The 24,210-nt window shown below is 65.4% G+C and carries 23 protein-coding genes; 9 read left to right on the top strand and 14 right to left on the bottom strand.

The window, feature by feature from the left end; translation table 11 throughout:
• The 8 genes from ACO6D5_RS24690 to ACO6D5_RS24655 all read right to left on the bottom strand — a co-directional run.
• On the bottom strand, positions 1-477 hold a 477-nt coding region (locus ACO6D5_RS24690; protein ID WP_485826836.1), incomplete at its 3' end, for an AMP-binding protein.
• A gap of 25 nt (positions 478-502) precedes the next feature.
• Positions 503-1,390: an ABC transporter permease subunit gene (locus ACO6D5_RS24685; protein ID WP_315847188.1), complete on the bottom strand. Its 888-nt coding sequence runs from the start codon at positions 1,388-1,390 to the stop codon at positions 503-505.
• Position 1,391: 1 nt separating this feature from the next.
• Positions 1,392-2,363, bottom strand: a complete 972-nt coding sequence (locus tag ACO6D5_RS24680; RefSeq protein ID WP_485826835.1) for an ABC transporter permease — start codon at positions 2,361-2,363, stop codon at positions 1,392-1,394.
• Positions 2,364-2,373: 10 nt separating this feature from the next.
• Positions 2,374-4,020 carry an ABC transporter substrate-binding protein gene (locus ACO6D5_RS24675; protein WP_485826834.1) on the bottom strand — a complete coding sequence of 549 codons (1,647 nt, stop codon included), beginning with the start codon at positions 4,018-4,020 and terminating at the stop codon, positions 2,374-2,376.
• A gap of 27 nt (positions 4,021-4,047) precedes the next feature.
• Positions 4,048-4,470 carry a PaaI family thioesterase gene (locus ACO6D5_RS24670; RefSeq protein ID WP_485826833.1) on the bottom strand — a complete coding sequence of 141 codons (423 nt, stop codon included), beginning with the start codon at positions 4,468-4,470 and terminating at the stop codon, positions 4,048-4,050.
• Positions 4,467-5,480, bottom strand: a complete 1,014-nt coding sequence (locus tag ACO6D5_RS24665) for a quinone oxidoreductase family protein (protein ID WP_485826832.1) — start codon at positions 5,478-5,480, stop codon at positions 4,467-4,469. The genes ACO6D5_RS24670 and ACO6D5_RS24665 overlap by 4 nt, the downstream gene beginning before the upstream one ends.
• 37 nt (positions 5,481-5,517) lie before the next feature.
• Positions 5,518-6,627: a DUF2817 domain-containing protein gene (locus ACO6D5_RS24660; protein WP_315847083.1), complete on the bottom strand. Its 1,110-nt coding sequence runs from the start codon at positions 6,625-6,627 to the stop codon at positions 5,518-5,520.
• Between the two features lies 1 nt (position 6,628).
• Positions 6,629-7,501, bottom strand: coding sequence for a VOC family protein (locus ACO6D5_RS24655; RefSeq protein ID WP_485826831.1), 873 nt, complete (start codon positions 7,499-7,501; stop codon positions 6,629-6,631).
• A 261-nt stretch (positions 7,502-7,762) separates the two neighbouring features.
• Between ACO6D5_RS24655 and ACO6D5_RS24650 the strand changes: the two genes are divergently transcribed.
• The 4 genes from ACO6D5_RS24650 to ACO6D5_RS24635 are packed head-to-tail and all read left to right on the top strand — an operon-like array spanning position 7,763 to position 12,819.
• Positions 7,763-9,367, top strand: coding sequence for an ABC transporter substrate-binding protein (locus tag ACO6D5_RS24650; protein WP_485826830.1), 1,605 nt, complete (start codon positions 7,763-7,765; stop codon positions 9,365-9,367).
• 9 nt (positions 9,368-9,376) lie between these two features.
• Positions 9,377-10,351, top strand: a complete 975-nt coding sequence (locus ACO6D5_RS24645; protein ID WP_485826829.1) for an ABC transporter permease — start codon at positions 9,377-9,379, stop codon at positions 10,349-10,351.
• A gap of 3 nt (positions 10,352-10,354) precedes the next feature.
• On the top strand, positions 10,355-11,185 hold the full coding sequence (locus tag ACO6D5_RS24640; RefSeq protein WP_315847079.1) for an ABC transporter permease: 831 nt from the start codon (positions 10,355-10,357) through the stop codon (positions 11,183-11,185).
• Entirely contained in the window at positions 11,182-12,819 is a 1,638-nt protein-coding gene (locus ACO6D5_RS24635; RefSeq protein ID WP_485826828.1) for an ABC transporter ATP-binding protein, read from the top strand. The genes ACO6D5_RS24640 and ACO6D5_RS24635 overlap by 4 nt, the downstream gene beginning before the upstream one ends.
• Before the next feature lie 69 nt (positions 12,820-12,888).
• Here the strand turns inward: ACO6D5_RS24635 and ACO6D5_RS24630 are convergent, their stop codons facing one another.
• The 6 genes from ACO6D5_RS24630 to ACO6D5_RS24605 all read right to left on the bottom strand — a co-directional run bounded on the left by ACO6D5_RS24630 (position 12,889) and on the right by ACO6D5_RS24605 (position 20,335).
• Positions 12,889-15,756: an autotransporter family protein gene (locus ACO6D5_RS24630; RefSeq protein WP_485826827.1), complete on the bottom strand. Its 2,868-nt coding sequence runs from the start codon at positions 15,754-15,756 to the stop codon at positions 12,889-12,891.
• Positions 15,757-16,407: 651 nt separating this feature from the next.
• Positions 16,408-17,166 (bottom strand): arsenical resistance protein ArsH, encoded by a 759-nt coding sequence (arsH, locus tag ACO6D5_RS24625; protein WP_485826826.1) that lies wholly within the window; start codon positions 17,164-17,166, stop codon positions 16,408-16,410.
• Positions 17,167-17,197: 31 nt separating this feature from the next.
• On the bottom strand, positions 17,198-18,391 hold the full coding sequence (locus ACO6D5_RS24620) for an MFS transporter (protein ID WP_485826825.1): 1,194 nt from the start codon (positions 18,389-18,391) through the stop codon (positions 17,198-17,200).
• 3 nt (positions 18,392-18,394) lie between these two features.
• Positions 18,395-19,474, bottom strand: a complete 1,080-nt coding sequence (arsB, locus tag ACO6D5_RS24615; protein WP_485826824.1) for an ACR3 family arsenite efflux transporter — start codon at positions 19,472-19,474, stop codon at positions 18,395-18,397.
• Between the two features lie 3 nt (positions 19,475-19,477).
• Positions 19,478-19,978, bottom strand: a complete 501-nt coding sequence (locus ACO6D5_RS24610; RefSeq protein ID WP_485826823.1) for an arsenate reductase ArsC — start codon at positions 19,976-19,978, stop codon at positions 19,478-19,480.
• A 30-nt stretch (positions 19,979-20,008) separates the two neighbouring features.
• A complete protein-coding gene (locus tag ACO6D5_RS24605) occupies positions 20,009-20,335 on the bottom strand; it encodes an ArsR/SmtB family transcription factor (protein WP_485826822.1) in 327 nt (108 codons plus the stop codon).
• A gap of 106 nt (positions 20,336-20,441) precedes the next feature.
• Here ACO6D5_RS24605 and ACO6D5_RS24600 point away from each other — a divergent pair, with 106 nt between their 5' ends.
• From ACO6D5_RS24600 to ACO6D5_RS24580, 5 genes are all read left to right on the top strand, one after another.
• Positions 20,442-20,711, top strand: a complete 270-nt coding sequence (locus tag ACO6D5_RS24600; protein ID WP_485826821.1) for a hypothetical protein — start codon at positions 20,442-20,444, stop codon at positions 20,709-20,711.
• Between the two features lie 190 nt (positions 20,712-20,901).
• Positions 20,902-21,795 carry a LysR family transcriptional regulator gene (locus ACO6D5_RS24595; RefSeq protein ID WP_485826820.1) on the top strand — a complete coding sequence of 298 codons (894 nt, stop codon included), beginning with the start codon at positions 20,902-20,904 and terminating at the stop codon, positions 21,793-21,795.
• Positions 21,796-21,980: 185 nt separating this feature from the next.
• Positions 21,981-22,499, top strand: coding sequence for a thiamine pyrophosphate-binding protein (locus tag ACO6D5_RS24590; RefSeq protein ID WP_315846504.1), 519 nt, complete (start codon positions 21,981-21,983; stop codon positions 22,497-22,499).
• A gap of 10 nt (positions 22,500-22,509) precedes the next feature.
• Positions 22,510-23,109: a thiamine pyrophosphate-dependent enzyme gene (locus ACO6D5_RS24585; protein ID WP_315846503.1), complete on the top strand. Its 600-nt coding sequence runs from the start codon at positions 22,510-22,512 to the stop codon at positions 23,107-23,109.
• A 115-nt stretch (positions 23,110-23,224) separates the two neighbouring features.
• The coding region (locus ACO6D5_RS24580; protein ID WP_485826819.1) for a Bug family tripartite tricarboxylate transporter substrate binding protein at positions 23,225-24,210 on the top strand (986 nt) is incomplete at its 3' end.

The raw sequence follows: 24,210 nt of genomic DNA, 5'->3' as shown, positions 1-24,210 counted from the left end.
CATCTGCGCCACGTCGTCGTGCGCGGGCGTGACGGTGTCGAAGGCCGTCGGCACGATCTGCGCGGCAAAGCCCTGCGGTCCGGCTTCATCGAAATCCAGCACCGGCACCGTGGCTTCGAAGGCGGCGCGGCGCGCTCTGTCTACGAAGGCCAGCGCAATTCCGGCGTCGCGAATCACGTAGTCGATGTTCTCTTGCGTCTGCTTGATGTTGATCGGCACGGCCACGAAGCCGGCGCGCATGACGCCGAAATAGGTGATCAGGTATTCGGCGCGGTTCAAGGCGGCGATGGCGATGCGCGAGCCGGCCGGCAGCCCGCGGGCCGCCAGCCATGCGGCGACGCCGCCAGCGAGTCGATGGACGTCGCCGTGCGTGTAGCGGACAGGCGCGTCGGCGACCCGCAGGTCGACGATGGCGGGCAGGGCGGCGGGGCGGCTGGGGTCAGCCAGGTCGCCCAGGTTCTTCAGAGGATGCGTCATGGGGAAATTCCGGGAGTTTTGGCGCTTAACGCTTTTGCAGCTTGGGGTTGAGCGCGTCATTCAGGCCGTCTCCGACCAGATTCAGAGACAGCACGGCAAGCATGATCGCGACGCCGGGGACGGCGCAGATGTACCAGGAGGACCGGATCAGGCTGCGGCCTTCGCCGACCAGGCGGCCCCAGCTGGCGATGTTGGGGTCACCCAGGCCCAGGAAGGAGACGACCGATTCGTACAGGATGGCGCCCGCCACGACGAGCGACGACATCACGATGACGGGCGGCAATGCGTTGGGCAGGATCTCGGCTGCGACGATGCGCAAGGGGCTCATGCCCACGGCGCGGCTGGCCTGCACGAATTCGCGTTCCTTGAAAGACAGGAATTCGGCGCGGGTCAGCCGCGCGATGGGCGGCCACGACACCAGCCCGACGGCCAGCGTGATGGCTTCGATGTGCGGGCCCAGCACCGACACGATGGTCAGCACGAACACCACGTTCGGAATGATCTGGAACAGTTCGGTGATGCGCATCAGCACTTCGTCGATCCAGCCGCCTGACCAGGCGGCCGCCGCGCCGATGCTTACGCCGATTACGGTCGCGGCCGCGGCGGCGACCAGGCCGATCAGCAGTGTGGCGCGGGCGCCATGCGCGATCAGCGCGGCGATGTCGCGGCCCATGGAGTCCGTGCCCAGCGGGTAGCGCCAGGATTCGAAGGGCCAGATCTCGGGCGCGCCGACGATGCGCAGCGGATTGGTGGGATACAGCCAGCCGGCGCTGGCGGCCAGCAGGGCGATCAGCAGCAGCACGACCGCGCCCGCCACCGCACCGCGGTTGCGGACGAATCGGGCGGCGAACGACGTCGCGCGAGGGGTGGCGCGGGCGACGGGCAGGGTGGCAAGCGTAGGGGATGCGGACATGTCAGGCAGCCTTGATGCGCGGGTCCATCCGCGTGTAAAGAAGATCGACGACGATGTTGGCCAGCACCACCACGCAGGAGCTCAGCACCAGGATGCCCAGCACCACGGGGTAATTGCGGCTCATGACGCTGTCGAACAGCACGCCGCCGATGCCCGGCCAACTGAACACGGCTTCCACCACGATGCTGCCGCCCAGCACCGAGCCCAGCTGCAGGCCCAGCAGCGTGACGATGGGCAGCACCGCGTTGCGCAGGATGTGCCGAAGCACCACGGCGGTACGCGTCAGGCCCTTGGCGTAGGCGGTGCGCACGTAGTCCATGCGGCTGACTTCCAGCATCGACGCCCGCATGACGCGGGCATAGGCCGCCGAATAGAACAGGCCCAGGGCAAAGGCGGGCAGCGCCAGATGGTGCAGCACGTCCAGCGCCTGCCGCCACAAGCCGCCGTCCAGCCCGATGGTCACCATGCCGCCCACGGGAAACCAACCCAGCTTCACCGAAAACAGGATGATCAGCATGATGCCCAGCCAGAAACTGGGCGCGGCAAAGCACAGCACGGCGAATGCCGAGACCGCGCTGTCCCACCAGGTGTTGACCTTCACGGCGGACACGATGCCCGCCGCCATGCCGACCAGCACGGCGATGGCGATGCTGGCCAGCATCAGCACCAGCGTGGCCGGCAGGTGGGCCAGGATCACGTCCAGCACCGGCAGGTTGTGGCGGTAGGAATAGCCGAAATCCAGCCGGGCGACCGAACCGATGTACTTCAGCAATTGGACGGTGGGCGGCTGATCCAGCCCGTACGTCACGCGCAGCCGTTCGATCAGCGCCGGGTCGGTGACCTGTTGCTCGGCCGTCATGACGTCCAGGAACGTGCCGGGCACGGATTGGATCAGGGCGAAGTTGAGCACCACCACGCCCAGCAACAGCGGAACGGCCTGGAGCAGGCGGCGCAAGATCAAACGCAACGGCATGGCGGATCTCTTACGCTTGCAGCCAGACGTCGGCCAGGGTTTCGCCCTGGACGTTCGCGCCGGTGGTGAAGTTGCGCACGTTCTTGCCGGCCAGCGTGAATGACTGGATCTCCACCAGCGGCACGATCGGCACGTCGGTCGAGGCCAGGCGCGCGAACTGCGCGGCCAGGGCCTTGCGGGCGTCAGGCGCCGTTTCGACCGCCAGCTTGCCGACCAGCGCATCCATCTCGGGGCTGGAGTAGCCGGTGGCGTTGCGGAAGGCGGCCCCCTTCACAATGCCGTCGGTGGTGAAGAACTGGGTCACGGTCGGCACCAGTTCCAGCGGCGAGGTGAAGTTCGACACGGCGATGTCGTAGTCGTAATCGCCATAGATGCGCTTGAGCGCGGTCGCGCGGTCCACCGAATCCAGCTTGACGGCGATGCCTACGTCTTCCAGCGCCTGCTTCAGGTACTGGCCCAGCTTGGCGTTCTCTTCAAACCATGCGGCGGCCACCAGGTTCACGGTGAAGCGTTTGCCGTCTTTGACGGGCAGCCCGGCGGCATCCAGCAGCGCGGCGGCTTGCTTCGGATCGAAGGGATAGCGCGGCACGTCTTCGGTGAAGAACAGGGGGTTGCTGCTGAAGATGGGGGCAATGGCGGGTTTGCCGCGGCCGTAATAGATGGTGTCGACAATGAACTGGCGGTCGATCGCGTGCAGGATGGCCTGGCGCACTTCCCGGCGGTTGACGATGTCGCGGCGCTGATTGAATTCCGCCGTCACCGTCCAGGCCGTGTTCTGGTAGCCGCGCGTGTCCACGACCACCTTGCCCGTCTTGACCAGGCGGTCGATATCGCGGGCGGGAACCGGATTGGAGTAGGCCAGGCCCAGTTCGCCGGTTTCCAGCGCCGCGCCGCGCGAGGCCGGGTCGGACCACCAGCGGATAACCAGTTTGTCCAAGTTCGGTTCGCCCGGGTTCCAGTACTTGTCGTTGCGCTGGTATTCGACGTGGCTGCCGCGCACCCACTTGCCATATTTCCACGGGCCCGTGCCCACCGGCGTGTTGTTCAGCGGATTGGTGATCAGGTCTTTGCCGTCGTACAGGTGCTTGGGCACCAAGAGCTGATACTGGCCCGACAGCGTGGACTTCAGGAAGAATTCCGGCACGGGCGCATTGAACGTCAGGACCACCGTCTGCGCGTCGGGGGCAGTGGCGTCCGTCAACGATTTCAGCGCAATGCCCGCCGAGATCGGCTTCCAATGCTGCAGGACGTTGTAGACGACGTCGGCCGACGTGAACGGCGTGCCGTCATGCCAGGTGACGCCTTCTCGCAGCTTGATGGTGTAGCTGCGGAAGTCCGCCGCCGGGGTGACGCTAAGCGCCAGCGCCGGCTGAAATTTCAGGTCGGCGTCCAGCTTGAGCAGCCGTTCCAGGATCTTGGTGGACGTCTGGAACGGGCTGGATCCGCCGCCGCCGGGCACGAACAACGCCTGCGGCTCCAGGCCGCCCCAGGTCGCGACGAGCGTCCCGCCCTTGCGGGCGGGGCCAGCGTCCGAGCCCGGTTGGGCGGTGGCGGCGTACAGCGCCTGCGGCAGTGCGCCCAGGCCGGTGGCGGCCAGGCCTCCGGCGGCGGTGCGGGTCAGGAAGGCGCGCCGTCCGAGGCGCGGGGCTTGGGTCATGATGGCATCCTTATCGGGTAATGCGGCTCAGCCTTGGCTGAGCGTGGCGTAGGTGGCGCGGCCGATGGCGACAAGCGCGCCCTGGTCGTTGTAGAGGTCCACGTCGGCCACGCCGACGCTGCGCCCATTGCGGCGCACGCGCGCCACCGCGGTCAGACCGGTGTTGACGGCGGGCCGCAGGTAGTCGACGCGAAAGTTGATGGTAGGCAGGCCGCGGCCCAACAGCATGCCGACGGCGAAATCGCCCACGGTGTCGATCACGGCAGCCAACGGGCCGCCATGCCATTGGCCGCTGGCGGCGCCGCGTTCGAATTCGGCCCGCATCGGCGCCAGCACGGTCAGTTCGCCGCGCTCGTGGTCCACGGCGCTGACCGACAGGCCCAGCCACGCGATGAAGGGCGAATCGTCGAACCTGGCCTGAATCTGGGCGGCGTTCAGCACATTGCTCATGACGTCACCAGCACTTTGCCGACGATCTTGCGATCTTCCAGCGATGCCAATGCCTCGGCCCCTTGTTCCAGCGGCCAGCTTCGGTCCACTTCCACGTGCAGGCGGCCGCTGCGCACCAGTTCCAGCAATTCATGCAGGTCTTCGCGGTCCCACCCGTTGGAGCCGCGAATCTGCAGCTCGAACGTCCAGATGTAGCGCAGGTCTTCCTTGGGGTCGAAGCCGGCGGTGGCCCCGCAGGTCAAGAGCCGGCCGCCCAGGCGCAGGCAACGCAGCGATTTCACCCAGGTGTCGCCGCCCGTGAAGTTCACCACCACGTCCACGCCGCCAGACTTGGCGCCACGGCGGCGGGCAGGGCGGCCAAAGCGTTCCTGCACGGCCTTCAGGAAGTCTTCCTCGGTATACAGGATGATGTGGTCGGCACCCAGCGCGCGCAGCGCTTCGCCTTTCTCCGGCGTACCTGCGCAAGCGATGACTTCGGCGCCGGCCAGCTTGGCCAGTTGCACCGCGCACACGCCCACGCCGCCGCTGGCCCCCAGGATCAGTACCTTTTCGCCGGCCTGGATCTGGCCGATGCGGTTCATCATGCGCAGCGCGGTGCCGTAGGCCACCGGCAGCGCCGCGGCCTGCTCGAAGCTGACCTCGTCGGGCAGGCGCAGCAGCTGGTGCGCCGGCACGCGGCACAGCTCGGCCAGCCCGCCGTGGATAGTTTCGCCCACCAGGCCGCCGTCCACGCGGTCGATCGGGTCGACCAGCACGCGGTCGCCGGCCTTCCAGTCCTGCACGTTGGCGCCGGTCTGCACGATCTCGCCGGCCACGTCCAGGCCGATGATCACGGGGAAGGGCAGTTTGATGCCGGGCATGCCGCGGCGCGTGAACACGTCGTGGTAGTTCAAGGAGGACGCGCGCACGCGAATGACGACGTCGTCCGGCCCGGCGACGGGATCGGGGAATTCGGTTTCCAGGCGGAGCTTGTCGTTGCCGCCGTGTTCACGCAAAACAATTGCTTTCATGACTGCCAATAGTAGGAAGAGGAAATAGGGAAAGGGCTTACCAAGCGGCCACGCCAGCGATCGCCTGGCGCGTGATGGCCAGGCCGTGAGCCAGCGCACTGCGCCGCCAGACGCTGGATACCGGGACGAAGGCGTCGACCAGGTCGGCGCGCAACTGGGCGTCGCGGGCGGCATCGGGCGCGTGCGGGGCCTTGAAGCGCAGCCACTGGTCCAGCCTGAGCGCGGGCCGCATCTGCAGGCCGCGGGTGCCGAATTCGACGACGGCGCCGGCCAATGCGCGGTCGCCCAGCGCCTGTTGCACGCCACGGAACACCAGGCCCTGGTAGTCAGGGCGGGCCAGGCCATGTGGGCGCTGGTCGCGGACGCGCTCGGCGCCCCACCAGCGGGCGGCCTGCGCCTGCTCGGCGCTGCCTTCGTCGTTGAAGCACAGGAAAAAAGGTTCGCCGTATTCGCCGATGCCGGTATGCCAGTCGATAAAGGCCACGCGTTCGCTGGCGGCCAGATGTTCGTCGACGATGCGGCGCAGGGTGCGGTTGGACCACTCGGGGCCGCTGCCGCCGTAGACCAGGCCGTCCGGATGCGTGTATTGCCCGCTGGCGGTGGTGTTGAACAACGCATCGGCGCCGTGGGTCTCGCGGAACGCCTCAACGGCGCGGGCGCCGGCTTCCAGGCTGGCTTCGGTCCAGGCGTCCGGGATCAGGTGCGGATGCAGCGTGGCGTAATGCGGGTTGGGTGGCGTAGGGCGCGTATGGTCGATGAAGTTGCGGTTCAGGTCGACGTTGTTTTCGGTGGTGCGCGTGTCGTACGCATAACCGTAGGGATTCAGTGCATGCACCAGCACGACGTTCACGTCATCGGGCAACGGATTGCCACCGTCGGCGCGCAGCCAGCCGATCTGCACGGCGGAACCCGCCGCGCCTTCCAGCCCGTGCGTGCCGCTGATCGCCAGGTGCGTGCGCGGGGCGTCGGGCCGGCCCAGCACGGCAACATCCACGCTTAGCGGTTGACCGCGCGGATCTTTCAGCGTGGGATGTTCATGGCGGGACAGCGCCGCGCCGCGTTCGGCCGCGACCGCGACGAACGCCTGGCGCGCCGTCGCGTAGTCGGCCGAAAAGCAGTCCCAGTAATCGGGCAGGGCGTCGCTCATGTCAGGCCGCCTCTTGTACGAACACCTGCAGCGCGCCGGCCCCGTCTTCGGGCGGCACCACCAGTTCGCCCTGCGCGTTGGCGCGGTAGTTCACCTGGTTGGCGTCGAACAGGGCGCGCGTCTTCGCCAGATCGCGCACGCCGATCACCGACCCCGCAAACCAGCCGCCGTGAGCCGATGCCGGCAAACCGGCGGGAACGCGCACGCGCGGGTAGCGCTGTTCGAACGCGGCGGGGCTCAGGAAGTCGATGCGCAGGCTGCCGCGGCGAACTTGCAGGCCGCCGTCGGGCAATTCGCTGATAGAGATCGGCCCGAACACGCGTTCATAGCCGGCGCGCAGCGAGGCCGGATCAGGGTGGACGGCGATCAGCGATTCGATGCGCCGCGCGCCGTTGGCGTGTTCCTGCCACTCCGGGCGGAAGACGAGATGGCGCGTCAGGTGGCCGCAGGTGAAGAAGTCGGGCACGCCCAGCAGGCCCGCCGGAAAATTCGTGTTGTTCCAGGCGGCGTCTTCGCTGCCCTCGGGCAGATGCACGGGGCGGCCGCCGCTTAGCGGCGGCTCGGCCGTGATGCCCAGACGCGCCAGTTCCGCGTGCACCGCGGTGCTGTCGGTGGTTTGCAGGGCGGTGGCGACCGGGCCTTCGTAGGCGTCGTCATAGCCGCTAAAGCGCGATTCCGCCTTCAGTTCTTCCGGGAAATACAGCAATTCCAGGTAATTGGCGTCAAGGATGATGGTCTGGTTGCGCGTGCCGCGATGGTGCCTGCCTTGGGGCGCAAGGCTGAACCCCAGCTTGACGTAGCGGTCGGTCGCCGCCTGCAGATCGTTGACCCGGATGATGTAGTGATCTAGGCCGGTGACTGACGGGAGAGACATCAAAGCTCCTGAATTCGCGTTGGAAGAGAGCTGCAGTCTGGCGCAGGCGAGGGCAGGCTAGAACGATTGAATTCGCATGTGGATATCTGATTTTCATTCGACGGCCCTTCAAAGGCGCTGCTTGAGCGTGCCTGCTCGCAGCCTCGGCCATACGGGGCCGGACGGACGCATGAGCAAATGAGAAATCGGCATTTCTCGCGGCTCATAACGCGGGCCTATGATCCGCAGCTTCTTCCAGGCAGAACCATAGAGTCCCTTCCGATGCGCACTACCCGCCGAGAATTCCTCCTGTCATCCGGAGCGCTGGCCGCTTCGATGGCTTTCCCCACGTCGTTGCTGGCTCAGACCTCAGCCCCCCGTCATGGCGGCGTGCTGAACGTCCACCTGGGCTCCGAACAACGCATCCTGAACCCCGCGCTGCGCGCCTCGACCGGCGTGTATATCGTGACCAGCAAGATCATCGAATCACTGGTGGACCTGGACGCCGCCGGCAAGCCGGTGGCGCAACTGGCCACGTCTTGGACGACCGAACCCGACGGCAAGACCATCACCTTCAAGCTGCGCGAAGGCGTGACCTGGCATGACGGCAAGCCCTTCACGTCGGCCGACGTACAGTACAACGCGCTGGAGCTCTGGAAGAAGCACCTGAACTTCGGCACGGCCTTGCAGCTTTATCTGGAGGCCGTCGATACGCCCGACCCGCACACGGCCGTGTTCCGCTATAGCCGGCCCATGCCGCTGGATCTGCTGTTGCGCGCGTTGGCGGACCTGGGCTACGTGGTGCCCCGTCATCTGTACGAGGGGTCCGACGTGCTGGAGAACCCGGCCAATACCGCGCCCGTGGGCACGGGACCCTTCAAGTTCGTGCAGTACCAGCGGGGGCAGTTCATCATCGCCGAACGCAACCCGAACTACTGGCGCCGCGACCAGCCCTATCTGGACCGCATCGTATGGCGCATCATCACGGACAAGTCCGCGGCCACCGCGGCCCTGGAAACGGACCAGCTGCAGTTGAGCGCGTACTCGCAGCTGACCCTGGCGGACCTGGACAGGCTCAAGCAGAATCCGCGCTTCGAAGTCCGCAGCAAGGGGCTGGAGGCCAACGTGTTCAACAACACGCTGGAATTCAATTTCCGCCGCAAGGAGCTGGCCGACGTGCGCGTGCGCCGCGCCATCGTGCACGCGATCGACATCGATTTTTTCATCGAGAACTTCCTTTACGGACTGGGCAAGCCCGCCACCGGTCCGATCCCGTCCACATCCGAAACGTTCTTTCCTGCCGGCAGCAAGCCGCCATATCCCTTCGACGTCAAGCGCGCCGAGGCGCTGCTGGACGAGGCTGGCTACCAACGCGGCGCCGGCGGCACGCGCTTCACGTTGAAGCTGGTGCCCATCCAGAATGGCGAAGACGTGCCGTTGCTCGCCACCTTCATCCAGCAGTCGCTGGAAGCCGTCGGCATCAAGGTGGAGATCGTCCAATACGACATCGCCGGCGCGCTGGCGTCCGTCTACAAGAACCATACGTTCGACATCGCCACGGGCTGGCACCAGTACCGCGGCGACCCCGCCGTCTCCACCACCGTCTGGTATCGCTCGGGCAGCCCCGCGGGCGCGCCGTGGACCAACCAGTACGGCTGGCAATCGGACAAGGTGGACAAGCTGATCGACGATGCCGCGTCCGAGATCGACCCGGCCCGCCGCAAGGCGCTGTACGCGGAATGGGTGACGGCGGTCAATGATGAACTTCCCATCTGGATGGCGACGGAACGGCAGTTCTATTCGGTCGCCAGCCGCAAGCTGCAGAACGGCCACAACAATACGCGCTGGCCGTCCAGCGACTGGCACGACGCCTGGCTCTCGGCTTAGGACGCGGGCATGGGCTTCCTGACTTTGGCCGCCCGCAGGCTGGCGGCCGCCGCGCCGGCGCTGCTGATCATCCTGGCGGGCCTGTTCCTGCTGCTGCAATTGGCGCCGGGCGATACGGTGGACGCGCTGGTGGCGCAGATCGGTGGCGCCGACGCCGTCACCATCGCGTCGCTGCGTTCGCACTATGAACTGGACCAGTCCACGACCTCGCGCCTGGGCAACTACCTGTGGCGGCTCGTGCACCTGGATCTGGGTTACTCCGCCATCTACGGCAAGCCGGTATCGACGGTGATCGCCGAACGCCTGCCTGCCACGCTGCTGCTGATGGGGTCGGCGCTGGCCTTCGCCTTTACCGGCGGCATGGCGCTGGGCGTGATTGCCGCGCGCCGCGTCAATGGCTGGGCAGACGCGCTGATCTCCACGCTGGGCCTGGTGTTCTGCGCCACGCCGTCGTTCTGGTTCGGGCTGATGGGCATTTTCGTCTTCGCGGTGTGGCTCGACTGGGTGCCGGCGGGGGGCTTTGAGACTATCGCCTCGGGCTACACCGGCTGGGCGCGCATCCTGGACATCGCCTGGCACCTTGTGCTGCCCACCGCCACGCTGGCGCTGATCTTCCTGGCAACTTACTTACGCATCATGCGCGCGTCGATGCTGGAAGTGTCCACGCACGACTTCGTGCGCACGGCACGGGCGAAAGGCCTGCGCGAAACGGCCGTCGTCGCGCGGCACATCCTGCGCAACGCGCTGCTGCCCATGATCACGCTGCTGGGCCTGCAGGCCGGCACGATGCTGGGCGGTTCGGTCGTGGTGGAAAGCGTCTTCGCCTTGCCCGGCCTGGGCCGGCTGGCCTACGAATCGGTGGTGCAACGCGACCTGAACACCTTGCTGGGCATCGTGTTCGTGTCGGCGCTGCTGGTGATCACGATCAACTTCGTGGTCGATCTGCTGTATGCGCGGCTTGATCCCCGCATTGCCCGGAGCTGAACCATGGAAACGATACGCCGATATTTCCATAGCCCCATCGCCGTGCTGGGGCTGGTGCTGCTGGCGCTGGTGTGCGCCGGCGCGTTGGGCGCAGGCCTGTGGTACCCGAAGAACCCGCTCAGCCTGGCCGGCAGGCCGCTGCAATGGCCTGGCGAGAATGCGCGCTTTCTGCTGGGCACCGACCAGGTCGGGCGCGACATCGCCTCACAAATCCTGCACGGCGCGCGCGTCACGCTGGCGATCGGGCTGGTCGCCACGCTGTTATCCGTGCTGATCGGGGTGACGCTGGGCGCGGTGGCCGGCTATTACGGCGGGGCCATCGACGACCTGCTGATGCGCGTGACGGAAGCCTTCCAGATCCTGCCCAACTTCCTGTTGCTGCTGGTGCTGGTGGCGGTGTTCGGTTCCGACCTGCATACGGTCGTGCTGGCAATCGGCCTGGTGTCATGGCCACCGGTGGCGCGCCTGACGCGGTCTGAGTTCCTGACGCTCAAGGCCCGCGAATTCGTCCAGGCGGGCCGGGCGCTGGGCATGGGCGACCTGCGCCTGATCTTCCGCGAAATCCTGCCCAACGCCTTGCCGCCCGTCATCGTATACGCCAGCGTCATCATGGCCACCGCCATCCTGCTGGAAAGCGCGCTGGCCTTCTTGAACCTGTCCGACCCCAACGTGCCTTCCTGGGGCAATCTCATCGGCGGCGGCCGGGGAGTCCTCCGGGTGCAATGGTACGTATCCGCCATTCCCGGCGTCGCCATCCTGCTGACCGTCCTGGCGATATCGCTGGTGGGGCAGGGGATCAACGACGCCCTCAATCCCAGGCTGAAACGCTCATGACCGAATTGCTGCGCATCCAGAACCTTACCGTGGACCTTCCGGCCGGCGCCGACCGGCCCCACGCGTTAAAGGACCTTACCCTAAGCGTCAACGCGGGCGAAATCGTGTGCGTGGTCGGGGAAAGCGGGTCGGGCAAGTCCCTGACCGCAGGCGCCATCCTGGGGTTGTTGCCGCAAGGCGTGCATGCCAGCGGCGGACAGATCCATTGGGAAGGGCAAGACCTTCTGCAACTGGCGCCGGACGCGTTGCGCCGTCTGCGCGGCCGGCGTATCGGCATGATCTTCCAGGAACCGATGACCGCGCTGAATCCGCTGCGCACCATCGGCGACCAGATCGGGGAGGTCTTTCGCACGCACACACGCCTGGGAAGGGCCGAAATCGCCCGGCGGACGCTGGAGCTGTTGGATTCCGTGCGCTTGCCGGACCCCGCGCAGGCGGTCAACGCCTATCCGCATGAGCTGTCTGGCGGCCAACGCCAGCGCGCCATGATCGCCATGGCCCTGGCGCTGGAACCGGCGCTGCTGATTGCCGACGAGCCCACCACGGCACTGGACGTCACGACGCAGGCGCAGATCCTGCATTTGATACACGACCTGCAGCGCCGCAAGGGCACGGCGGTGCTGTTCATCACCCATGACTTCGGCGTGGTGGCCGAAATCGCCGACCGCGTCGCCGTAATGCAACGCGGTGTGCTCGTGGAGAGCGGCACCGCCGACCAGGTGCTGGAACACCCCCAGCACCCTTACACGCGCGCCTTAATCGCCGCCGTGCCGCCGCTGGCGCCCGCCGAGGTCCGATCGACGCTGGACGCCGATGCGCCGGTCATCCTGGCCACGAAGGCGCTGTCCAAGACCTATCGCAAGCGTGGCTGGTTCGGACGGCCCGGCCGCGTGACGCATGCCGTGGACGGTGTGGAATTGACCCTGCGCGAGGGTCAGACACTCGGGATCGTCGGTGAAAGCGGGTCGGGCAAATCCACGTTGGCCCGCACGCTGCTGGGCTTGCTGCCGCCTGATGCCGGCAGCATCTCGCTGGCCGGCAAGCCGCTGGCTTTCAAAGGGGGCTCCGCGCGGCACGCGCATGCCAAGTTGGTGCAGATGGTGTTCCAGGACCCCTATGGATCGTTGAATCCCCGCCAGCGCGTCGGCGACATCGTGGCCCAGGGCCCCATGGTGCACGGCATGCCCCGGCGCGAGGCGCTGTCGCTGGCGCAAGAGCTTTTCGAGCTGGTCGGATTGTCGGCGGACGCCATCCGGCGTTTTCCGCATGAATTCTCGGGCGGGCAGCGCCAGCGCGTGGGATTGGCGCGCGCATTGGCCATGCGGCCGCAGGTCCTGATCGCCGACGAACCGGTCTCGGCATTGGACGTGTCCGTGCAGGCGCAGGTCTTGGCGCTACTGGCGCGGCTGCGCCAGCAACTGGGGTTGTCCATCGTATTCATCACGCACGACCTTCGCGTGGCCGCTCAGGTCTGCGACCACGTGGCCGTCATGAAGGACGGCAGGGTGGTGGAAGAGGGGGTTTGCTCGGAGGTCTTCGGCAACCCGGCGCATCCGTATACGCAGGCATTGCTGGCCGCCGTCCCGGGCCGTCGGTGGAACCCGGCCGGCGTAACCGCACGCCAAGCCGCCTGAAGGCGGCCTGGCGCCAGGTCTGGGCGCAGGCGCCGCAATCGCGACGCCTGCGCGCCTTCCGGCCCTGGCCTAGAAGCGCATGGCCAGCTTCAACTGACCCGACTGCTGGCGGTTGCCGCCACCGAACTGCGCGTCGTAGGCGATGCCCGCGGTCGTGTTGCGCGTGATGGCCATTTCGGCGCCCAGGCCGAGCACCGCCGCGTCGCGCGCAATGGGAACGCCCGTCACCGAGAACGTGCTGCCGCCGTCGAAAGCCAGTTGCTGCCTGGGTTTCACATCACCCATGGCATGGCGCCAGCCCAGGGACGCGGTCAGGCGGCCCGGGGCAAAGTCCGAACCGAATTGCCATGCACCGCGCAGGCCCACCGTCGTGCTGGTCACGTCATCGGTGTTTCCGGCGCCGTGCAGGGCGGCCGAACCACCCGATTCCTGGAAGTCGCGCGTGCGCAACTGGTTCCACGCCAGGCCAGCGTAGGGTTCGATGGTGTAGGCATCGCCCAGCGGCAGGTTGTAGCCCAGTTCGGTGAACACTTGCGTCGACGAGGCGTGATAGGACGACTCAAGCCGCTGGTTCAGGCTGCCGGCCGCCACGTCGCGTTTCGCGTCGATATCGTGCCAGGTGTAGGCCGCGCCCGCCATGAAGCGGAAGTGGCCGGCTCCGGCCTGGACATTGCGTCCGCCGAACAACGTCGCCGTATAACTGTCGACGTTGGTGCGCGACGACGCATCGGCAATCGTATTGTGGCTGCCGATGTAGCCGAGCGCGCCGCCCAGGCGCCAGCCGCCGCCGACGGCGCCGTCGCCACCGACGAAGAGGCCGCCGGCCGATTGGCTCACGCTGGACGCGTTGCCGTCACCGCCGAACTTGCTCCAATTGCCGAACGCCTGCGCCCAGACCGGAGACGCGGCGCTTTGCGGCAACGCGTCGGACGACGATGCACCCAACTGGGCCGTCGGACGTCCGGCGAGCGTCGGCGCGTCAAGGTTGCCGCGCAAGTGGGCCAGCGGCAGCGTGCGCACGGTGTCCGCCTGGCTCTGCAACACGCTGGCGGTGCTGGCGTACGCTTCGCCCGACAGCATCTTCAAGGCCGAACGCGCTTCGCCCGGCGTCATGGTGAGGACGGCCGCCGTCACCTGGCTGGCGCCCGTGTCCTTGCCCGCTGCGATGCCGCTCCCGACCACCGGCGATTCGGTCGTGGTCGACCCGTTCGCGGTGGATGACGTTCCATTGCCGGTCGATGAAGCGCCATTGCCGGCTGACGTCGATCCATTTCCGGTCGACGTCGATCCATTCCCCGTCGACGAGGATCCATTCCCGGTTGCAGGAGGATCTTCCTTGTCCAACGCGCCGCCCACGCTGCTTTCGTTGCCCGTTTCGCCCACGCTGCCGATCGGCACGTCGTTGCGGGTCAGCGTCATGAAGGCGTTCTTGGCGTCGTAGCTGAGCGAGGGCGTCAGGAACGCATACGCGCTGGAAGCGCCCGTGAACCGGCCCTGTATGCCGCCGTCGGCCGTCAGGATGTTGTACGTCGTGCGCGGCGCATAGTTGCCGTCCGGCCCCACGTGCGCCACGGTGCCGTCCAGGTAGGCCACGCCCGTGACGTGGATGCGGTCGCTGGCGCTGCTGGCCGGGTCGGCATGCACGCGGTAGATGGTGTTTTCGCCAAAGGTGAGGTTGCCATTGACCGTCAACGTGCCGATGGGCGAACCGTCATTACCCGGCGAGATGACCGCAGTGGGGTAGAGCGTGGTAGTGCCTACCTGGCCCACGCCCGCCAGCACGACTTCGCGGCCGATATCCATGGGACCGTTCAACTTGCCGTCGATCTCCAGGGCGCCGTCGGCGATCAGGATGGGGCCGGTCAGGCCGCTGCTGTCCGCGGTCAGAATCACCGACCCCGGGCCCGTCTTCACAAAACCCTGCGTGCCTTGTAGCGGGTTGTCGATCGTGTCGACGAACTGGCCGGAAGCATAGGTGCCGTCGCCGACGACCAGGACCGGCGGGTTGCCGCCGCTGCCGACCAGCGTGATGGGCGCGCCTTGCAGACGATACCGGTCGGTGGCGAACTGGATGCCCGAGACGCGGACCGGGCCGGCGCTGCCGTCAACCGTAACGGTCCCGGTCGCGCCGGTGAAAATGGCGTAGCCGCCATCGGGCAGGGCGCCCGTGGCGTTGGTCGGGCTGTTCCAGTTTGCGCTGCTGGCGCTCCAGGTGCCATTGCCGCCGCCCGCCCGCGTCGCAGAGGCCGCGCCGTTGCCGTTCCACAGGTTGGTCGTGCTGGGCCCCAGGATGAGGTTGATCTGCTTGTCGCCCGTCAGCGACTGGATGGTCGCCGCAGGCACGGAGTCGCCCGTCACCGTGCCCAGGGACAAGCCATTGCCGCTTAGCGTGCCGCCGTAGGACATGATCCGGTAGTAGCCGGCGTTGACACCCAGGGTGTTCACCGAGACGTTCAGGGTCGTGTTGTTCAGCGCGACGTTGCCGCCGACCGTGATGTTGTCGCCCGTGCCCGGTTGCGTGATCGGCAGCCCCGCATAACCGGTTTCAAAGTCGAACACGGCATTGCTCATCGACAGGTTGCCGGTGACGCCCAGGTTGCCATTGGAGACGCCGGTCGGTGTACCGACCGAATAGCCGGGCGCAACGCGCGCATTCCCCGTCACGTTCAGAACGCCATTGATCGAGCCGAAGCCCGAGACGATGCCGTTGGATGCCGCATTGACGTTTCCATTGATCGTGACGCCGGCGCCCCCGCCGTTGCCCCCGATCACCACCGTGCCGCCATTCACATCGATGCCGCCAGGGAAGCTGGCCGAGCCATCGAATAGCTGCGTATTACCTGGCGAAACGGTCAGGTCGGCAGCCGTAACGCCACCGCAATAGGAGGTACTCAGCGCGAGCGTCGCGGTCAGCCACTTTCTTGTGCCGTATATCAAAACTTGGGTCCTATTTCTCGATTAATAAACTAATGTCCAGGCATTACCGGATAGCAGTAAACGTATAATTACGTAACGATCCAATCTGCGCGGACGAAATGGGCTGTCGAAAAAAAGGACGCAATGTATACCAATTTTTTTGCAATACCAAGAATTAATGTAGGGATACCATCCTTATTATCTAGTAAGAAAAACTGGATACCAACCGCCTTGCTTTATTCCGCGCAACGGATACCATCCAAGCGGGAAAACTGGCGCTAATTGATACACTTTTATATTATAGAAATAGGGCCAGTTCATGCGGAGCAACGGGGCTGAAAGCCCTTGCCGCAAGCGCACGGACCCGATCCAAGGGCAGGGCGCTGATGCAGGTACCGCGGCAGGACAATCCCACCAAAACCGCGTGATATTTTCATTTGCCGCCATTAATAATGGCCAAACAGGTTCAGCGCATCCCGTTCGAGTAAAACCATTATTCAAGGGCCAAGCGCCTTGCGCTTTCAAAATACCAATATTGAATATCAGTTGCCTGCCAACCAGCACCATCTAATCACAGCGCCGCAAAGGCGCTGTGTGTGTTGCGCCCAAGAAAATGGAATAAGAATACCGACGCCACATCATGGCGCCGGTGCTGGACGCCCCGAAAACCGTTTATATCGAGCCTTGTTTCATCCGGCTGGAGAGGGCGGCGGCGGATTCCTTGCGCTCGCTATAGCGGTCCACCAGGTACGGCGCGGCATCCCGCGTGAGCAAGGTGAACTTCATCAATTCCTCGACGACGTCGACGACGCGGTCGTAGTAGGGCGAAGGCTTCATGCGCCCCGCATCGTCGAACTCCTGGTAGGCCTTGGCCACCGACGATTGGTTCGGTATGGTCAGCATCCGCATCCATCGGCCCAGCACCCGCATCTGGTTCACGGCGTTAAAGGACTGCGATCCGCCCGATACCTGCATCACGGCAAGCGTCTTGCCCTGGGTCGGACGAACGGCCCCCATCGACAGGGGAATCCAGTCGATCTGCGTCTTCATCAGACCCGTCATGGCGCCGTGGCGCTCCGGCGAGCTCCACACCATGCCTTCGGCCCATTGAACCAGCTCGTGCAGCTCGCGGACTTTGGGGTGGTTGTCGTCGGCGTCGTCGACCAGCGGCAGCCCGGATGGGTTGAACATGCGGGTTTCGCCGCCCAGGGCTTGGAGCAACCGCGCAGATTCTTCTGCAACAAGGCGGCTGTAGGAACGCTCGCGCAACGACCCATACAGCACCAGGAAACGCGGCGCATGAGTCGCCCGCTGGGGCGAGAATAGCGCTGCGGTGGACGGTTGCTCCAGCAACGACGGGTCGATATTGGGCAGATCGGCGTTGCGCGACGTGTCGCTGAGCGGGTTGTGATGACGGGTGGTGGAACTCATGCAATACCTCTGTTGATGCAAAACTGAAACGTCAATGGCCGGCTGGCTGGGCGCGCAACAGCATCAGCGCGCCGCAGGCAGCCACCCCGATGGCGCCGGACAACCACAACGCGTTGGCCCCCCATGCGTCCAGTGCCAGGCCGAAAAGAAGCGGAGCCGCCGCCTGCGCAACCCGCGCGGGCATCATCAGCCAACCCTGGCGCGCGCCGTACCCCTGCGAGCCAAATAGCACCAGCGGCAAGGTGCCCTTCGCGATAGTCAGGATGCCATTGCCGGCGCCATGGAGGATCGCGAAAACCGGCGCCATTGCCGGCCCCGCCATCAGCAGCACCGCCACCCCAGCAGGGTGCGCCAGCGCCGCCAGCCGTGCTGACAGCAAGGGATGAACGCGTCGCAGAAATCCGAACTCCAGCACGCGGCCGGCCACTTGTGCAGGACCGATAAGTGCACCGACTGCCACCGCCGCGGCCAAGGTGGTGCCGGCAGCCTCCAGCATGCGCGGTAAGTGCGTCGCCATGGCGGTACTGATGAACCAAGTGGCTGCGAAGACGAAGGCAAGGAGGGCGGTTGCGAACCCTGCGCGCTGGGGTGGGGGAGCAGGAGCAGGGGAGGAAACCGCTACCCTTGGTGCCGCCATGACCGGCCTTTCGACGTTTGGCCGAGTGGGCAGTCTCGGTAGCCAGGCATTGAGCGGCAAGCCGATCAGCAAGTGCATGCCCGCCCAACCAAAGCATGCTTGGCGCCAGCCGAACCGTGCTTCCATCCACGCCGATAGCGGCCAGCCGACGGTGCTGGCAAAGCCGGCAATCAGCGTAATGCCGGTGATCGCGCCACGGGCGTGGTGTCCATACAGGCGAACCAGGCTGGAGAAGGCGGCTTCGTACAGGCCGGCACCCATCGCCAAGCCAAGGATGAGCCAGGCGGCCACCATTGCCCAAAGGCCTTGGGCCGAGCCCAGCATGGCCAAACCCAACGCGAATATCACGCTCGTGCCGACAAGGACGCTGCGGCCGCCGTGACGGTCGATCGCATGACCTGCCAAGGGGCCGACAAGTGCCGACACCACCATCGCGCCGGAGAATGCCGCGTAGACCGTTGGCGTTGGAACGCCCAGTTCATCGGCCATGGGAGCGGCCAGCATGGCAGGCAGGTAGTAAGACGATGCCCAGGCCAATGTCTGGGCGATTCCCAGCGTGCCGACAACCCGGACCGGTGCTCCTGCCACCGTTCAGCTCCGACGGGTGCCCGCGTCGTACCAGCCTTTGGACTGGTTCACCACGCGCACGACCAACAACATCACCGGCACCTCGATCAGCACGCCCACCACCGTCGCCAACGCGGCCCCCGACTGGAATCCGAACAGGCTGATCGCGGCCGCGACGGAAAGCTCGAAGAAATTGGAGGCGCCGATTAGCGCTGACGGGCAAGCGATGCTGTGCTTTTCTCCCACGCGGCGATTCAGCCAGTACGCCAGCCCGGAATTAAAGAGCACCTGGATCAGGATCGGCACCGCGAGCATGGCGATCACCAGCGGCTGGCCAATGATGGCCTCGCCCTGGAACGCGAACAGCAGCACCAGCGTCAGCAAGAGCGCGGCCATGGAAAACGGACCGATCCGCGCCAACGCCGCCTCGAAAGCGACTTGCCCGCGACGCAACAGCATGCGGCGCCACAGCTGAGCAAGGATGACCGGGATCACAATGTAGAGTCCAACGGACACGAGCAACGTGTCCCACGGCACGGTAATGGCCGACAACCCGAGCAGCAGGCCGACAATCGGCGCGAAGGCGAACACCATGATGGTGTCGTTCAAGGCCACTTGCGACAGCGTGAACACCGGATCGCCACCCGTCAGCCGGCTCCACACGAACACCATGGCCGTACACGGCGCCGCGGCAAGCAGGATCAAACCCGCGATGTAGCTATCCAGCTGGTCGGCAGGCAACCAGGGCGAAAAGACCTGGCGGATGAACAGCCACCCCAGGAACGCCATGGAGAAAGGCTTGACCGCCCAGTTGATGAATAGCGTGACGCCAATGCCACGCCAATGCTGCTTGACTTGACCCAGGGCCCCGAAATCCACCTTCAGCAGCATCGGGATGATCATCACCCAGATCAACATGCCCACGGGCAGGTTGACTTGCGCGACTTCAAGATGCCCGATGGCCTGGAATAACGCAGGCATGAGCTGGCCCAGGGCGACGCCCAGGACGATGCAGAGAAACACCCAGAGCGTCAGGTAGCGCTCGAAGCCGCTCAGCCCGCCGCGCGTTGGCTGCGCGGGCGCGGTTTGTGTACTGGACGACATTGATTACTCCCGCGCTTTGCCGATACCGCGCAACTCGGCCTGCAGCGACATCGCGTCCAGGCGGTCGATGGGCAAAGACAGGAATAGCTCAAGGCGGCGCTTGAGTACACGCGCGGCGTCATGGAAGGCCTTGCGACGGCCTTCCTCCGTTCCTTCGACTGCCGCAGGGTCAGGGATGCCCCAGTGCGCCGTCATGGGTTGGCCCGGCCACACGGGGCAGACTTCCCCGGCGGCGTTATCGCAGACCGTGATGATGAAGTCCATGTTGGGCGAGCCCGGCTGTGCAAACTCGTCCCAGCTCTTGCTCCGGTAACCGTCGGCCGGCAACGAAAAGGAGCCCAGCGTGGCAAGTGCCAGTGGATGCACCTCGCCTTTGGGGGTGCTGCCCGCTGAATAGGCCTGGAAGCGGTCGCCTCCCAGGCCTCTGAGCAGGCCTTCAGCCAGGATGGAGCGGGCGGAATTGCCCGTGCAAAGAAACAGCACGTTGAAAGGGGAGTGCGACATGAGGAAATCCTGGCAGCAGCGGTGGGGAAATCAGCAAGTGGTGCAGGCGCCGGGGTCGGAAGCCTCGCAGGGCGCGCCTTGGCAGCAGTGTTCGGTGAGGTAGCCGAGCAGCCCATTCATTTGCGAGAAGTCGGCGCGGTAGATCAGGTTCCGGCCTTGCTGTTCGATCGTGACGAGGCCGGCATGCGACAGCTCCTTCAGATGGAAGGACAAGGTATTGCGCGCAACGCCAAGCTGGTCGGCCAGGACGCTGGGCGTGAGACCCCCCAGGCCAGCCACCACCAGCGCGCGAAACACGCGAAGACGTTGGGTGTGGGCCAGGGCACCAAGGGCGAAAACTGCTTGATCTTCATTCATGGATCAATCATACAACGATTCTTGAATTATTGAATAGTGGGTGATCGCGGATTGGCAGGAGCAACATTTCAGGATGCCGATTCTGTTCTAAGACGCCAGTAAACCCATGCACGCTCGAGAACAGCTGAAGGTCTGGGCCAAGCGAACCAAACGGGACGGCGTGACGCGCTCTGTTCGCTGGCAAGCAACCCAACGCGCACCTTGGCATGCGAAGGCGGTAGGCGTGTTCGTGGTTGCCTATCCACTGAGCCTTGCCGAATGCAGGGACCAGGCCGAAGCGTGGATGGCTTCGGCCGCGGCAAAGCCACGGCGCAAGGCGGGTGCGGTGCTGATCGTGGCACTGTGGCTAAGCGCGGGCGCGGCAGCCGGGTTTTGACTCCAGGGCTTGAATGGGACGATGAAAGGCCAAGGGCGGCGGATGCAGGCCAGGAGTAGGCTGGAAACCCATAACTCTTACTTTACATAATACACATTATGCGTATTACGCCTTATGCGTTGGAGAGATCCCTCCGTCCAGTCCCCGCTCCAGTAGAATCGGGCGCGTTCTTGGGCTCATGAGCACAACCGTGATCACGATAAAACAGGTAGAGGCGTTCTACTGGACGGTCAAGCTTGGCACGTTCACCGCTGCCGCGGAGCGGCTTCATACCACCCAGTCCGCCATCACCAAGCGCATCCAGGAGATCGAGAGCACGTTCGAAATCGCGCTGTTCGATCGCGTGGGCCACCGGCTTGTGTTGACCGACCGCGCGCAAAGCATCTACGACTATGCCAAGAACATGCTGCAGCAGCGGGATTCCATCCTGGTGCAGCTGGCGGGCAACCCGACCATGACGGGAACGGTCAGGATCGGCATCACCGAGATGACGGCGATGACCTGGATTTCTTCGTTGATCCGCCAGACCCGCGCCCGCTACCCTTCCCTGCAGCTGCAACCGCGCCTGGACCTGAGCGGCCGGTTGCAGCGCCTGCTGCTGGCCGGCGAAATCGATCTGGCGTTCCTGCCCGAGATGTATTTGCATCCGGAGCTCGACGCGTTGCCGCTGTCGCTGGTGGAGTTCCAATGGATGGGCAACCCGAATACCTTTGACCAGACCCGGTGCTTCAACATCGAAGAGATCGGCAAGATGGCGATTCTTGGCCAGTCTAGCGAATCGGTGATCAGCGTGTTGTGCGAAAACTGGCTGCAGCAACGCATGACCCATTCGAATTCGCTGGCGATCGACAACCTGATCGCCATCGCCGGCCTGGCTGTCGCAGGACTTGGCGTCGTCTGCCTTCCTGCCGGCTATTTTGCCAACCATCTGCGGGACGGCCGGCTGGCGGTACTGCGCACGGAGGTCCCTCCGCCCAGCGCCCGGTATTTCGCGCTTTGCCGCAAGGAACCCGTGTCCGCGGTCACGCAGGCCTTGGCCGCCCTGGCCCAGGAATGCTGCGACTTCACGGTCGAAGCCCGCTAGCCGTCCAAGCCTAAGCGCCGCGCTACCGGCGCCCGGCCGCGACAGTCCGTCGTAAAGCATTCCCAAATAGACTGCTGGACAGGATATTTATTCCCTTTATTCAAGCTATCAGATCCACCATGATTGCCACGAGGCGCTCGCCGTCGACGCGCCCCACCCCAATCACTCTGTTAGTTGAGATCGGAATGTCACATCCAGATTGGCCCCAGCAGATCTATGAAGTCTTCAAGTCGCTCGATGTGCGACAAGTTTCCTATGTTCCGGATGCGGGCCATAGCGCGCTCATCCGCCTTTGCGAAGGCGATCCCGGCATGCACTCGGTATCGCTCACCACCGAAGAAGAAGGCGTGGCCATGTCTGCGGGAGCGTGGCTGGGCGGAGACCGCGCCGCGCTGCTGTTGCAATCAAGCGGCGTCGGCAACTGCATCAACATGCTTTCCCTGCAGCATGAAGCCCGCATGCCGCTCTTCATGATCGTGACCATGCGCGGCGAATGGGGCGAGTTCAATCCCTGGCAGATCGCCATGGGCAAATCGACCCAGGCCGTGTTGGAAGCTTCGGGCGTGTATGTCTACCGCGCCGACCAGGCGGAAGAGATCGCCGCCAACGTCGACGCCGGCGCGCGTTTCGCCTACCAGACCGGACGCAGCGTCGCCGTGTTGATCGGCCAACGCGTCATCGGTACCAAGAACTTCAACAAGTGAGCGCACATCCATGAAAGAGCACAACACCGCGATGCTGGACCGACGGGCAGTGGTGTCGCGGATCCTGCGCGACCGCGGCGACGCGCTGGCCATCTCCAGCTTGGGCAATCCAACCTTCGACCTGGCGGCCGCCGGCGATTGTCCCCGCAACTTCTACCTTTGGGGCGCAATGGGCGGGGCCGTGATGGTGGGCCTGGGGCTGGCGCAAGCCCGCCCCGCGAACCGCGTCATCGTTTTTGTCGGCGATGGCGAAATGATGATGGGCCTGGGGTCGCTAGCCACGGTGGCGGTCCACGCCGTTCCGAACCTGAGCGTGGTCGTGGTGGACAACGAGCACTACGCCGAGACCGGCATGCAGCCCGCCCATGCCGGGCGCGGCGTGGACATCGCCGCGGTGGCCAAAGCCTGCGGTTTCGACACGACGCTGCTGGTGCGCACGGAGGCCGAACTGGAGGCCGCCGCCCAGGACATCCTGCATGCGCCGCGGCCGGTCCTGGCCGCCATCAAGGTCAGCACCGCGCCGCAACCGACTGCCCTTCCCCCGCGCGACGGGCCTTACCTGAGGAGCCGGTTCCGCGAGGCCTTGCTGGGCAGCGACGCCCACCGATAAGCCATGCGTGCGGTCCGGTGCCCATGGCCGGCCGCACGCACACCATTGATTTGCCCATTCGAGCTTCTTCAAGAAGCCTTCCGCCGCCACCCGGCGCGGATCCAAGGAGACAAGCATGAGCCTGTTCACGTTCCGTCGTCTATGCGCCAGCGGGCTGGCGCTGATTTCGTGCGCCGTCGCGTTAAGCCTGGCGCCATCCGCAACGCATGCCGAATCGACGTTTTCCGGGAAGCCGATGCGGCTGATCGTCCCGTTTCCCCCGGGCGGCGGCGGAGACCGCCTGGGCCGGCTGCTGGCGGGCCCGCTGGGCAAGGCGCTGGGCACGGACATCGTGGTCGAGAACCAGGGCGGCGCCAACGGCAACATCGCGCTGCAGACGGTGGCGCGCGCCGACCCCGACGGACGCGTGCTGGGGTTGACGCTGGTCGACCATATCGCCGTGAACCCGCTCATCTACAAGAGCCTGCCTTATGACCCGCTGAAGGATTTCAAGCCGGTCGGCCTGGTCCTGTCGACGCCCTATATCGTCGCCGTCGCCGAAAACGGACCCGCCACGCTTGCGGATTTCGTTGGTCAGGCGCAAGCCAAACCGGGCGACGTCAGCATTGGTTATCCCACCACGAATATCCAGATCGCCATGCTGGACCTGGAAGCACGTTCGACGTCGAGCCTGAACCTGATTCCCTATCGCGGCATTGCCCAAGGCTTGCCCGACATGCTGGGCGGCCGCCTGTCGGCCTGGGTCGGCACGAGCGTGACGATGCGGGGATACATCGAGGGCGGAAAGGTGCGGGGATTGGCGGTCACGTCGGCCGAACGCGTGAAGGTCTTGCCGGATGTTCCGACCGTCGCCGAGGCCGGCTACCCCGGCTATCAGCACGTCAGTTGGTACGGCGTCATCGCGCCGGCCGGCACCCCGGACCGGACCATCAACGAACTGAACAAGGCGTTGAACGACGTGTTGGGCCGCCCCGAGGTCAAGGCCGAAATCGAACGGGATGGCGCCGCGGTGATGGGCGGTACTCCCGCCGCGTTGAAGTCGGCGCTGGAATCCGACTTGCGGCGTTTGGCTCCCATCGTGCAGTCCGCCGGCCTCAAACC

This window comes from Achromobacter sp., from assembly GCF_057314935.1.
Note: the sequence above shows the minus strand (reverse complement) of the source record. Positions and strands in the feature narration are given on the sequence as shown.